This is a genomic window from Streptococcus oralis (assembly GCF_901543815.1).
Lineage (GTDB): Bacteria > Bacillota > Bacilli > Lactobacillales > Streptococcaceae > Streptococcus > Streptococcus oralis_CM.
Window position 1 is genome coordinate 1 of sequence record NZ_CABEIU010000002.1, and the last position, 12,500, is coordinate 12,500.

Genomic DNA, 12,500 nt, shown 5'->3' on the forward strand with positions numbered 1-12,500 from the left:
GTGAAAGAAAAACAATTTTGGAATCAAATCTTGGAATTGGCTCAAGAAAGATTGACACGTTCCATGTACGATTTCTATGCCACACCTGCTGAACTCATAAAAGTGGAGGGAAATGTAGCTACTATCTTTTTACCTAGACCTGAAATGGAAATGGTTTGGAAAAAACAACTCAAAGATATCATTGTGGCTGCTGGTTTTGAAGTTTATGATACTGAAATAAAAACTCAATTTGTCTTAACAAAGCCTGAGGAAGAATCTTCAACCTATGTCATGGATTCTGAAAATAGCAATCATTATGTTGCTTCACAGGCCAATCTTGCTATTCCATATTCTGAAACAGGATTGAAGGAAAAATATACCTTTGATAACTTTATTCAAGGAGATGGGAATATCTGGGCTAAGTCTGCTGCTCTGGCTGTTTCCGAAGATCTCGCCTTGACTTATAATCCCCTTTTCATTTATGGTGGTCCTGGACTAGGGAAAACCCACTTACTGAATGCTATCGGAAATGAAATTCTAAAAAATATTCCTGAAGCTCGGGTTAAGTATATTCCTGCTGAAAGTTTTATCAATGATTTTCTTGAACACCTGAGACTTGGGGAAATGGAGAAATTCAAAAAGACTTACCGTAGCCTTGATCTCTTACTGATCGATGATATCCAATCTCTCAGCGGTAAAAAAGTTGCAACTCAAGAAGAATTTTTCAATACCTTCAATGCTCTTCATAGCAATCAAAAACAAATCGTTCTGACTAGTGACCGAAGTCCTAAACATTTAGAGGGCCTTGAGGAAAGACTTGTCACGCGCTTTAGCTGGGGCTTGACTCAAAATATCACACCACCTGACTTTGAGACACGTATCGCCATTCTTCAGAGTAAAACGGAACATTTGGACTATAATTTTCAAAGCGATACACTAGAATACCTAGCAGGTCAATTCGATTCAAATGTTCGAGAACTTGAAGGAGCGATCAACGATATCACTTTAATTGCCAGAGTGAAGAAGATTAAGGATATCAGCATTGATATTGCGGCAGAAGCTATTAGAGCGCGCAAGCAAGATGTTAGCCAAATGCTAGTCATTCCAATTGACAAAATACAAACTGAAGTGGGGAATTTTTATGGAGTGAGTGTCAAAGAAATGAAGGGTACAAGACGAGTTCAAAACATCGTTTTGGCACGTCAGGTTGCTATGTATCTAGCTAGAGAACTGACAGATAATAGTCTTCCAAAAATCGGAAAAGAATTCGGAGGAAAGGATCACACCACCGTTATTCATGCCCATGCTAAAATTAAATCCTTGATTGACGAAGACGACAATTTACGTTTAGAAATAGAAGCAATCAAAAAGAAAATTAAGTAGCTTGTGGATAACTTTTCCTTTCTTATCTTTTTTATCCACATTTTTTAAACAAGCTAAAAAGCTTGAAGTCATTAAATAGAAATCAGTTTTCCACAGAATTCACACACTCTATTATTTCTATTATCCTTCTAATACTAAAAATAAATAAAGGAGAATCCATGATTCATTTTTCAATTAATAAAAATTTATTTCTACAAGCCCTAAATACCACAAAACGAGCAATTAGCTCCAAAAATGCTATTCCAATTTTATCAACCATCAAAATTGATGTTACCAATGAAGGTATTACTTTAATTGGCTCAAATGGTCAAATTTCCATTGAAAATTTCATTTCTCAAAAGAATGAAGATGCAGGTCTTTTGATTACTTCCTTAGGTTCGATTCTTCTTGAAGCTTCTTTCTTTATCAATGTTGTATCTAGTCTTCCAGATGTAACGCTAGATTTCAAAGAGATTGAACAAAAACAAATTGTCTTAACCAGTGGCAAATCAGAAATTACCCTAAAAGGTAAAGATAGCGAACAGTATCCACGAATCCAAGAAATTTCAGCTAGCACACCTTTGGTTCTTGAAACCAAACTACTCAAGAAAATTATCAATGAAACAGCTTTTGCTGCAAGTACACAAGAAAGTCGTCCAATCTTAACAGGTGTCCACTTCGTATTGAGCCAACACAAAGAACTAAAAACAGTTGCGACAGACTCACACCGCCTTAGTCAAAAGAAATTGACTCTTGAAAAAAATGGTGATGATTTCGATGTAGTAATTCCTAGTCGTTCTCTACGCGAATTCTCAGCGGTATTTACAGATGATATTGAAACTGTAGAGATTTTCTTTGCAAATAATCAAATCCTCTTTAGAAGCGAAAATATTAGCTTCTACACCCGTCTATTAGAAGGTAATTATCCTGATACAGATCGTTTGATTCCAACAGACTTTAACACTACAATTACTTTTGATGTCGTTAATTTGCGTCAATCTATGGAACGTGCTCGCCTCTTATCAAGTGCGACTCAAAATGGTACTGTGAAGCTTGAAATTAAAGGTGGTGTTGTTAGCGCCCATGTTCACTCTCCAGAAGTTGGTAAAGTAAACGAAGAAATCGATACGGAGCAGGTGACTGGTGATGATTTAACTATTAGTTTCAACCCAACTTACTTGATTGATTCTCTCAAGGCTTTAAATAGTGAAAAGGTAACTATTAGCTTTATCTCAGCTGTTCGTCCATTTACTCTTGTGCCAGCAGATACTGACGAAGACTTCATGCAGCTCATCACACCAGTTCGTACAAATTAAGTTAAAGAGGTTGAGCCTGGCTCGCCTCTTTTATGATATAATCAAAAAAGAAAAGGAGAGTAGTATGTATCAAGTTGGAAATTTTGTTGAGATGAAAAAACCACATGCTTGCACAATTAAATCAACAGGAAAAAAAGCTAATCGTTGGGAAATTACACGCGTAGGGGCAGATATCAAAATCAAATGTAGCAATTGTGACCACCTTGTCATGATGAGTCGCTATGATTTTGAACGAAAAATGAATAAGATTATTGACTAAGAACCCTTAGTTAGAGGGTTAGCAAGTTTTCCCTTTTTGTGTTATAATGTTAGGGATTGAAATGAGAACGGAGAATGAGAAACTATGGCTTTAACAGCAGGTATCGTTGGTTTGCCAAACGTTGGTAAATCAACCCTTTTTAATGCAATTACAAAAGCAGGAGCAGAGGCGGCAAACTACCCATTTGCGACTATTGATCCAAACGTTGGGATGGTGGAAGTTCCAGATGAACGCCTACAAAAACTAACGGAAATGATTACACCTAAAAAGACAGTCCCAACAACATTTGAATTTACAGATATTGCAGGGATTGTAAAAGGAGCATCAAAAGGAGAAGGGCTAGGAAATAAATTCTTGGCTAACATCCGTGAAGTAGATGCGATTGTTCATGTTGTTCGTGCATTTGATGATGAAAATGTTATGCGTGAGCAAGGACGTGAAGACGCCTTTGTGGATCCACTTGCAGATATTGATACCATTAACTTGGAGTTGATTCTTGCTGACCTAGAGTCAGTAAATAAACGCTATGCGCGTGTAGAAAAGATGGCACGTACGCAAAAAGATAAGGAATCTGTGGCAGAGTTTAACGTCCTTCAAAAAATTAAACCAGTCCTTGAAGATGGAAAATCAGCACGTACCATTGAATTCACGGATGAGGAACAAAAAGTAGTCAAAGGACTCTTCCTTTTGACCACTAAACCAGTTCTTTATGTTGCTAATGTGGATGAGGATGTAGTTTCAGATCCAGATTCTATCGACTATGTTAAAAAAATTCGAGAATTTGCAGCGACAGAAAATGCAGAAGTAGTAGTTATTTCTGCGCGTGCTGAGGAAGAAATTTCCGAGTTAGATGATGAAGATAAGCAAGAGTTTCTTGAAGCACTTGGCTTGACAGAATCAGGTGTTGATAAGTTGACTCGAGCTGCTTACCACTTACTTGGACTTGGAACTTACTTCACAGCTGGTGAAAAAGAAGTTCGCGCTTGGACCTTTAAGCGTGGTATGAAAGCTCCTCAAGCAGCTGGTATTATCCACTCAGACTTTGAAAAAGGTTTTATTCGTGCAGTAACCATGTCATATGAGGATCTAGTGAAATATGGATCTGAAAAGGCTGTAAAAGAAGCTGGGCGCTTGCGTGAAGAAGGAAAAGAATATATCGTTCAAGATGGCGATATCATGGAATTCCGCTTTAATGTCTAATAACATTTAACAAATAGTGTCAATTAGGTTGGAAAAAAATTCCAACCCTTTTGGCTTTTGAAAGGAAAATAAATGACTAAATTACTTGTTGGATTAGGAAATCCAGGGAATAAATATTTTGAAACCAAGCACAATGTTGGCTTTATGTTGATTGACCAACTAGCTAAAAAACAAAACGTCACCTTTACACACGACAAGATATTTCAAGCTGACCTAGCCTCTTTTTTCCTCAATGGCGAAAAAATTTATCTTGTCAAACCAACAACATTTATGAATGAAAGTGGAAAAGCAGTTCATGCTCTATTGACTTACTATGGTTTGGATATTGAAGATTTACTCGTTATTTACGATGACCTTGACATGGAAGTTGGGAAAATTCGTTTAAGAGCAAAGGGATCAGCAGGTGGCCATAATGGTATCAAGTCTATTATTCAACATATTGGAACCCAAGTATTTAACCGTGTTAAAATAGGAATTGGAAGACCCAAAAAAGGCATGTCAGTTGTTCACCATGTTTTAAGTAAGTTTGATCAAGATGACTATGTAGGTATTTTACAGTCAATTGACAAGGTTGACGATGTTGTAAACTACTATTTACAAGAGAAAAACTTTGAGAAAACAATGCAGAGGTATAACGGCTAAATGGTGACTTTATTAGATTTATTCTCAGAAAATGACCAGATAAAAAAATGGCATCAAAATCTGATAAATAAGAAAAGACAACTAATTCTTGGTTTATCAACGTCTACCAAGGCTATTGCAATTGCAAGCAGTCTAGAAAAAGAAAATAAGATTGTGTTACTGACTTCAACTTATGGAGAAGCAGAACGAATTATCAGTGATCTTCTTTCTCTCTTAGGAGAGGAAGTTGTCTATCCTTTTTTGGTAGATGACTCTCCTATGGTAGAGTTTTTGATGTCTTCGCAAGAAAAAATCATTTCGCGGGTTGAGGCCTTGCGTTTTTTGAATGATCCGTCTAAGAAAGGGATTTTAGTTTGTAATATCGCAGCAAGTCGATTGATTTTACCTTCTCCAACTGGATTTAAAGAAAGTATTATAAGGATTGTAGTTGGTGAAGAATATGACCAACATGACCTTCTTCACAAATTAAAGGAAATCGGTTATCGAAAAGTTACTCAAGTACAGACCCAAGGTGAGTTTAGTATTCGAGGAGATATTTTAGATATTTTTGAGATGTCTCAGTTAGAACCTTTCCGAATCGAGTTTTTTGGTGATGAAGTAGATGGTATTCGTACTTTTGAAGTCGAAACACAATTATCAAAAGAAAATCAGACAGAACTTGCCATCTTTCCAGCTAGTGATATGCTTTTGAGAGAAAAGGATTATCAACGAGGTCAGTCAGCTTTAGAAAAGCAACTTTCGAAGACTCTATCACCAATTTTAAAATCCTATTTAGAAGAAATTTTGTCAAGTTTTCATCAAAAACAAGTACATTCAGATAGTCGCAAGTTTTTGTCCTTATGTTACGATAAAACATGGACTGTCTTTGATTATATTGAAAAAGATATACCAGTATTCTTTGATGATTATCAAAAATTGATGAATCAGTATGAAGCCTTTGAAAGAGAATTAGCGCAATACTTTACAGAAGATTTACAGAATGGTAAATCATTTTCTGAGATGCAGTATTTTGCAGATACAGAGCAAACCTATAAAAAACAAAGTCCAGTTACCTTTTTCTCTAATCTGCAAAAGGGCTTAGGAAATCTCAAGTTTGATCACATTTATCAATTTAATCAATACCCCATGCAAGAATTCTTCAATCAGTTTTCTTTTCTTAAAGAAGAAATTGAGCGATATAAAAAAATGGACTACACTATTATCTTGCAGTCTAGCAATTCAATGGGAAGTAAAACATTGGAGGATGTTTTAGAGGAATACCAGATCAAATTGGATTCTAGAAATAAGTCAAGTATCTGTAAAGAATCTGTAAACTTGATTGAAGGTAATCTAAGACATGGTTTTCATTTTGTAGATGAAAAAATTCTCTTGATTACTGAACATGAGATTTTTCAAAAGAAATTAAAACGTCGTTTTAGAAGACAACATGCTTCAAATGCAGAGCGATTAAAAGATTATAATGAACTTGAAAAAGGGGACTACGTTGTTCACCATATCCATGGAATTGGTCAATATCTAGGAATCGAAACAATTGAAATCAAAGGCATTCACCGTGATTATGTCAGTGTACAGTATCAAAATGGTGACCAAATTTCCATCCCAGTAGAACAGATTCAGTTACTGTCCAAATATGTTTCAAGTGATGGGAAACCTCCTAAACTAAATAAATTAAATGATGGTCATTTCAAAAAGGCCAAGCAAAAAGTTAAGAACCAGGTAGAGGATATAGCTGACGATTTAATCAAACTCTATTCTGAACGTAGTCAGTTGAAGGGTTTTGCTTTCTCAGCTGATGATGAAGATCAACATGCTTTTGATGATGCCTTCCCTTATGTTGAAACGGATGATCAACTTCGTAGTATTGAGGAAATCAAGAAAGATATGCAAGATTCTCATCCCATGGATCGACTTCTGGTTGGAGATGTTGGTTTTGGGAAGACTGAGGTTGCAATGCGTTCTGCCTTTAAGGCGGTCAATGATCACAAACAGGTTGTCGTTCTAGTTCCGACGACGGTTTTAGCACAACAACACTATACGAATTTTAAGGAACGATTCCAAAATTTTGCTGTTAATATTGATGTGTTGAGTCGCTTTAGAAGTAAAAAAGAGCAGGCAGAAACACTTGAAAAACTAAAGAATGGTCAAGTCGATATTTTGATTGGAACGCATCGTGTTTTGTCAAAAGATGTTGTGTTTTCAGATTTGGGATTGATGATTATTGATGAAGAACAACGATTTGGTGTCAAGCATAAGGAAACTTTGAAAGAGTTAAAGAAACAAGTGGATGTCCTAACCTTGACAGCTACGCCAATCCCTCGTACTCTCCACATGTCTATGCTGGGAATCCGAGATTTGTCTGTTATTGAAACTCCTCCAACCAATCGCTATCCAGTACAAACCTATGTATTGGAGAAAAATGATAGTGTGATTCGTGATGCTGTCTTGCGTGAAATGGAGCGTGGAGGTCAAGTTTACTATCTTTACAATAAAGTTGACACGATTGACCAGAAGGTTTCAGAATTACAGGGGTTGATTCCAGAGGCTTCGATTGGGTATGTTCATGGACAAATGAGTGAAATTCAGTTGGAAAATACTTTATTGAACTTTATTGAAGGACAATATGATATTTTGGTGACGACTACTATTATTGAGACAGGGGTAGACATTCCAAATGCCAATACTTTATTTATTGAAAATGCAGACCATATGGGATTGTCAACCTTGTATCAATTAAGAGGAAGAGTTGGTCGTAGTAATCGCATTGCTTATGCTTATCTTATGTATCGTCCAGAAAAATCAATTAGTGAAGTATCTGAGAAGAGATTAGAAGCGATTAAGGGATTTACAGAATTGGGCTCAGGATTTAAGATTGCGATGCGAGACCTTTCGATTCGTGGAGCAGGAAATCTCCTAGGAAAGTCCCAGTCTGGTTTCATTGATTCTGTTGGTTTTGAATTGTATTCTCAGTTACTAGAGGAAGCTATTGCTAAACGAAACGGCAACGGGAATAAAAGAACCAAAGGAAATTCTGAGTTGATTTTACAAATTGATGCCTATCTTCCTGACACTTATATTTCTGACCAACGCCATAAGATTGAAATTTACAAAAAAATTCGTCAAATTGACAACCGTGTCAACTATGAAGAACTACAAGAAGAATTGATAGATCGCTTTGGAGAATACCCAGATGTAGTAGCATATCTTTTAGAGATTGGTTTGGTCAAGTCATACTTGGATAAGGTCTTTGTAGAACGTGTGGAGAGAAAAGAAAATAAGATTACAGTTCAATTTGAAAAAGTCACTCAACGACTGTTCTTGGCTCAAGATTATTTTAAAGCCTTATCTGCAACGAACTTAAAAGCAGCTATAGCGGAGAATAGAGGATTAATGGAAGTCATATTCGATGTCCGAAACAAGAAGGATTATGAAATTTTAGAAGGTCTGCTGATTTTTGGAGAAGGTTTATTAGAGATAAAAGAATCAAAGGAAGCTAATTCTCTTTGACGTTTTTCTTCTATAAAAAGGATAAAAATGGTACAATAATAATTTGAGGTAATAAAAATGAGATTAGACAAGTATTTAAAAGTATCACGAATTATTAAGCGTCGCACAGTCGCAAAAGAAGTAGCAGATAAAGGTAGAATCAAGGTGAACGGAATCTTGGCCAAAAGTTCAACGGATTTAAAAGTTGATGACCAAGTTGAAATTCGTTTTGGAAATAAGTTGTTGCTTGTTAAAGTACTGGAGATGAAAGATAGTACAAAAAAAGAAGATGCAGCTGGCATGTATGAAATTATCAGTGAAACACGGGTAGAAGAAAATGTCTAAAAATATTGTACAGATGAATAATTCTTTTATTCAAAATGAACATCAACGTCGTCGTTACCTGATGAAGGAGAGACAAAAACGAAATCGTTTTATGGGTTGGGTCCTTATTTTGATGATTTTGTTGTTTATTTTACCAACTTATAACTTGGCTCAAAGCTATAATCAGTTATTACAACGTCGTCAGCAATTAACAGAGTTGAAAGAGCAGTACCAAACTCTTAGTGATGAGAAGGATAAGGAAGCCGCTTTTGCTGCAAAGTTGAAAGATGAAGACTATGTAGCAAAATATGCACGCGCCAAGTACTATTACTCAAAGAAACGAGAAGTAATTTACACCATTCCTGATTTGCTTCCGAGGTAAAGTCATGGAAAATTTATTAGAAGTTGTTGAACAATTTTTAAGTTTATCAGATGAAAAATTAGAGGAATTGGCAGCTAAAAACCATTTATTACGATTACAAGAAGAAAGGGAAGGGAAGAATGCGTAAGTTCTTAGTAGTGTTATCGCTACTATCTGTTTTTATCATAACTTCAAGAGTAGTTAGCACGGAAAAACAGCTTCCTTACTCTTCACAAGAAATTTATTACCTAACTGAGTCTGATCATGGATTCTACTATAAAGAAACCCTGGAATCCCCAATGGTATATGGAGAGACAGTTATTTATGCTAATGAAGATCTTGTTAAGGAGTCTGGAAAATTGACTCCTGGAACCACCTTTAAAATCGTAGAATGGCGTTTGAATAGACAAGGTATTCCTGTTTTTAAATTAGATAATCACCAGTTTATCCTTGCAGATAAGCGCTTGGTCTATGATCAAAGTCAAGTTCAAACTCAAAATAGACAAGTATGGTTGGAACCGGGGTTTGTTATCTATAACAGTCCTTATGGTGCTAAAGAAATTTCTTCATCCCTCTCTCCCTATCAACGCGTAACAGTAGATAGAACCCTCTTTGCTGAGGGACAAGAATTTCTTCATATTGATCAAGTTGGGTGGGTATCAAAAGAGTTTGTTTCAGAAGAAGATAATCGTATCCAGAAAGTTCAAGAAGTCTTGTCAAACAACTATCAGAATGAAAATTATTCTATTTATGTTAAACAACTGAGTACAGGTAAAGAGGCTGGGGTGAATGAAGACAGCAAACTCTATGCAGCTAGTATTTTGAAACTAGCCTATCTTTATTACGCTCAAGATAAGATAAATCAAGGGGAATATACGCTGGATAGCAGCTTCAAGTATATTCCAGAAGTGAATAACTTTCCCGGATCCTATAAACCAGAAGGTAGTGGTAGTTTACCTAAAACAGGAGACAACAAAGATTACAGTCTCCAACAGTTAATTACCAAGATAACAAAAGAGTCTGACAATGTTGCTCATAATATTTTAGGTTATTATGTGACCAATCAATCTGACGGGGCTTTTAAAGAAAAAATGTCCACCATTATGGGTGAAGATTGGGATGTGAATGATAAATTAGCTTCTTCAAAAATGGCTGGAAAGGTCATGGAAGCTATTTATAATCAGAATGGCTTTGTACTAGAGTCTCTAAGCAAGACGAATTTTGATAACCAACGAATTGCGAAAGGTGTTTCGGTTAAGGTAGCTCACAAAATTGGAGATGCCGACGAGTTCAAACATGATACTGCCATTGTCTTTACAGACTCACCTTTCGTTCTCTCTATTTTCACTAAAAATTCTGATTATGACACCATTGCTAAGATAGCTAAGGATGTCTATGAGGTTCTAAAATGAGGGAGCAGGATTTTTTAAATCATTTTCTCAGAAAAGAGTATTTCAAAAAACATTCTAAAATCGTATTAGCTCTGTCTGGTGGACTGGATTCAATGTTTTTATTCCAGCTATTGTCTACTTATCAAAATGAGTTGGGAATTGAGTTGATTTTAGCACATGTCAATCACAAGCAGAGAAGTGAGTCTGACTGGGAGGAAAATGAAATAAGGAAGTTAGCTGATGCAGCTGGACTTCCTATTTATATCACAAGCTTTTCAGGAGACTTTTCAGAAGCGCGTGCTCGAGAGTTTCGTTATGATTTTTTTAGGAAAATCATAAAAGAGGTTGGAGCAACTGCCTTGGTCACTGCCCACCATGCAGATGATCAGGTTGAAACGATTTTGATGCGCTTGATTCGAGGAAGTAGACTACGTCATTTAACAGGAATAAAAGAAAGTCAAGTCGTTGATGATATTGAAATCATCCGTCCCTTGTTGCATTTTCATAAAAAAGATTTTCCACTAATTTTTCATTTCGAAGATCAAACAAATCAGGAAAATACCTATTTTCGCAATCGCATTCGGAATAGGTATTTACCAGAACTTGAAAAAGAAAATCCTTGTCTTAAATCCGCCCTTTTAGATTTTGGAAGGGAAATTTCAGATTACCAAGCAACAATAACGGAACTTTCGAAACAAATTGATGTGGAAGATTTGAATGAGCTATTTTCATACTCTCAACAAACTCAAGGAATCTTGCTCCAGAACTATCTTAATCAATTTCCAGACTTAAATCTGACAAAGGCTCAGTTTGCCGAAGTTCGACAGATTTTAGCAACTAAAAGCCAGTATCGTCATTCTCTTAAAAATGGCTATGAATTGATAAAAGAGTATCAATATTTTCGAGTTTGTAAAATCAGTCCTCAGGCCGATGAAAAGGAAGATGAACTTGTGTTATACTATCAAAATCAAGTTCGATATATGGGCTATTTATTTTCCTTTGGTATCCCTATTGAAGGGGATTCTGTTCAAAAAGTAACGGTTTCACGAGAAACACCTGTACATATTAGGTGTCGAAAAACTGGCGATGTTCTTATCCTGAATGGGCATCGAAAGAAACTGAGACGTTTGTTTATAGATTTGAAAATTCCTATTGAAAAACGAAAAATAACCCCTATTATTGAGCAATTTGGAGAAATTGTCTCAATTTTGGGAATTGCTATCAGTGATTTGAGTAAAAACACGAAAAATGATATAATGAACACTGTACTTTATATAGAAAAAATAGATAGGTAAAAAGATGTTAGAACACGATATAAAAAAAATCCTCGTTTCACATGATGAAATTACAGAAGCAGCTAAAAAGCTAGGTGAGCAGCTAACCAAAGACTATGAGGGGAAAAATCCAATTCTTATTGGAATTTTGAAAGGATCAATTCCTTTTATGGCTGAATTGGTCAAACATATTGATACGCATATTGAGATGGACTTCATGATGGTATCTAGCTACCATGGTGGAACAGCAAGTAGTGGTGTGATCAATATCAAGCAAGACGTGACTCAAGATATCAAGGGAAGACATATTCTATTTGTAGAAGATATCATCGATACAGGTCAAACTTTGAAGAATTTGAAAGATATGTTTATTGCAAGAGAAGCAGCTTCGGTTAAAATTGCGACTTTGTTGGACAAACCAGAGGGACGTGTTGTTGAAATTGAGGCAGATTATACTTGCTTTACTATTCCAAATGAGTTTGTAGTAGGATATGGTTTGGACTACAAAGAAAATTATCGTAACCTTCCTTATGTTGGAGTATTGAAAGAAGAAGTTTATTCAAATTAGAAAGAGCATTCTTTAATGAAAAAACAAAATAATGGTTTAGTTAGAAATCCATTTCTATACTTGTTAATTATCTTCTTCCTAGTGACAGGATTCCAGTATTTTTACTCTGGAAATACTGCTGGACGAAGCGAAAAAATTAACTATACAGAATTGGTAAAAGAAATTACAGCAGACAATGTAAAAGAATTGACCTATCAGCCAAATGGTAGCATCATTGAGGTGTCTGGTGTTTATAAAAATCCTAAGACTAGTAAAGAAGAAACAGGGATTCAATTTTTCACTCCTACTGCTACAAAAGTAGAAAGATTCTCAAGTACCATTCTTCCGTCGGATTCAACAGT

Annotated in this window: 13 protein-coding genes (1 of these 13 running past the window's edge); all 13 read left to right on the forward strand. The window is 35.8% G+C overall.

All coding sequences use genetic code 11. From position 1 onward, the window contains the following. Window positions 1–1,362 (forward strand): chromosomal replication initiator protein DnaA, encoded by a 1,362-nt coding sequence (gene dnaA, locus FQT28_RS00050; protein ID WP_125449708.1) that lies wholly within the window; start codon window positions 1–3, stop codon window positions 1,360–1,362. Between the two features lie 158 nt (window positions 1,363–1,520). After that, window positions 1,521–2,657 (forward strand): DNA polymerase III subunit beta, encoded by a 1,137-nt coding sequence (gene dnaN / locus FQT28_RS00055; RefSeq protein WP_000581146.1) that lies wholly within the window; start codon window positions 1,521–1,523, stop codon window positions 2,655–2,657. Between the two features lie 64 nt (window positions 2,658–2,721). Beyond that, window positions 2,722–2,916 carry a DUF951 domain-containing protein gene (locus FQT28_RS00060; RefSeq protein ID WP_000285184.1) on the forward strand — a complete coding sequence of 65 codons (195 nt, stop codon included), beginning with the start codon at window positions 2,722–2,724 and terminating at the stop codon, window positions 2,914–2,916. Between the two features lie 84 nt (window positions 2,917–3,000). Further along, complete coding sequence (gene ychF, locus FQT28_RS00065; RefSeq protein ID WP_001218697.1) at window positions 3,001–4,116, forward strand: redox-regulated ATPase YchF; 1,116 nt, start codon at window positions 3,001–3,003, stop codon at window positions 4,114–4,116. A 72-nt stretch (window positions 4,117–4,188) separates the two neighbouring features. Beyond that, complete coding sequence (pth, locus tag FQT28_RS00070) at window positions 4,189–4,758, forward strand: aminoacyl-tRNA hydrolase (RefSeq protein ID WP_143989051.1); 570 nt, start codon at window positions 4,189–4,191, stop codon at window positions 4,756–4,758. Further along, window positions 4,759–8,262: a transcription-repair coupling factor gene (mfd, locus tag FQT28_RS00075; RefSeq protein ID WP_143989052.1), complete on the forward strand. Its 3,504-nt coding sequence runs from the start codon at window positions 4,759–4,761 to the stop codon at window positions 8,260–8,262. A gap of 57 nt (window positions 8,263–8,319) precedes the next feature. Further along, entirely contained in the window at window positions 8,320–8,586 is a 267-nt protein-coding gene (locus tag FQT28_RS00080) for an RNA-binding S4 domain-containing protein (protein ID WP_001234973.1), read from the forward strand. Continuing rightward, window positions 8,579–8,947 carry a septum formation initiator family protein gene (locus tag FQT28_RS00085; protein ID WP_143989053.1) on the forward strand — a complete coding sequence of 123 codons (369 nt, stop codon included), beginning with the start codon at window positions 8,579–8,581 and terminating at the stop codon, window positions 8,945–8,947. The genes FQT28_RS00080 and FQT28_RS00085 overlap by 8 nt, the downstream gene beginning before the upstream one ends. A 4-nt stretch (window positions 8,948–8,951) precedes the next feature. After that, window positions 8,952–9,074, forward strand: coding sequence for an SP_0009 family protein (locus tag FQT28_RS10025; RefSeq protein ID WP_260468141.1), 123 nt, complete (start codon window positions 8,952–8,954; stop codon window positions 9,072–9,074). Continuing rightward, on the forward strand, window positions 9,067–10,338 hold the full coding sequence (locus FQT28_RS00090) for a serine hydrolase (RefSeq protein WP_143989054.1): 1,272 nt from the start codon (window positions 9,067–9,069) through the stop codon (window positions 10,336–10,338). Before FQT28_RS10025 ends, FQT28_RS00090 begins: the two co-directional genes overlap by 8 nt. Further along, window positions 10,335–11,612, forward strand: a complete 1,278-nt coding sequence (gene tilS / locus FQT28_RS00095; protein WP_143989055.1) for a tRNA lysidine(34) synthetase TilS — start codon at window positions 10,335–10,337, stop codon at window positions 11,610–11,612. Before FQT28_RS00090 ends, tilS begins: the two co-directional genes overlap by 4 nt. Window positions 11,613–11,616: 4 nt before the next feature. Further along, window positions 11,617–12,159, forward strand: a complete 543-nt coding sequence (hpt, locus tag FQT28_RS00100; RefSeq protein WP_084948159.1) for a hypoxanthine phosphoribosyltransferase — start codon at window positions 11,617–11,619, stop codon at window positions 12,157–12,159. A gap of 15 nt (window positions 12,160–12,174) precedes the next feature. Next, window positions 12,175–12,500, forward strand: partial view of an ATP-dependent zinc metalloprotease FtsH gene (ftsH, locus tag FQT28_RS00105; RefSeq protein WP_084948157.1) — the 5' portion only. Its footprint extends 1,633 nt past the window's final position; the window shows 326 of its 1,959 coding nt (coding positions 1–326); it begins with the start codon at window positions 12,175–12,177; its stop codon lies off the right edge, out of view.

Excerpts from the sequence above, each read along its gene's own strand:
- mfd (WP_143989052.1), top strand. The coding sequence starts at position 4,759 with ATGGTGACTTTATTAGATTTATTCTCAGAAAATGACCAGATAAAAAAA.
- FQT28_RS00090 (WP_143989054.1), top strand. The coding sequence starts at position 9,067 with ATGCGTAAGTTCTTAGTAGTGTTATCGCTACTATCTGTTTTTATCATA.
- FQT28_RS10025 (WP_260468141.1), top strand. The coding sequence starts at position 8,952 with ATGGAAAATTTATTAGAAGTTGTTGAACAATTTTTAAGTTTATCAGAT.
- ychF (WP_001218697.1), top strand. The coding sequence starts at position 3,001 with ATGGCTTTAACAGCAGGTATCGTTGGTTTGCCAAACGTTGGTAAATCA.
- dnaN (WP_000581146.1), top strand. The coding sequence starts at position 1,521 with ATGATTCATTTTTCAATTAATAAAAATTTATTTCTACAAGCCCTAAAT.
- tilS (WP_143989055.1), top strand. The coding sequence starts at position 10,335 with ATGAGGGAGCAGGATTTTTTAAATCATTTTCTCAGAAAAGAGTATTTC.
- pth (WP_143989051.1), top strand. The coding sequence starts at position 4,189 with ATGACTAAATTACTTGTTGGATTAGGAAATCCAGGGAATAAATATTTT.
- FQT28_RS00060 (WP_000285184.1), top strand. The coding sequence starts at position 2,722 with ATGTATCAAGTTGGAAATTTTGTTGAGATGAAAAAACCACATGCTTGC.
- FQT28_RS00080 (WP_001234973.1), top strand. The coding sequence starts at position 8,320 with ATGAGATTAGACAAGTATTTAAAAGTATCACGAATTATTAAGCGTCGC.
- hpt (WP_084948159.1), top strand. The coding sequence starts at position 11,617 with ATGTTAGAACACGATATAAAAAAAATCCTCGTTTCACATGATGAAATT.
- FQT28_RS00085 (WP_143989053.1), top strand. The coding sequence starts at position 8,579 with ATGTCTAAAAATATTGTACAGATGAATAATTCTTTTATTCAAAATGAA.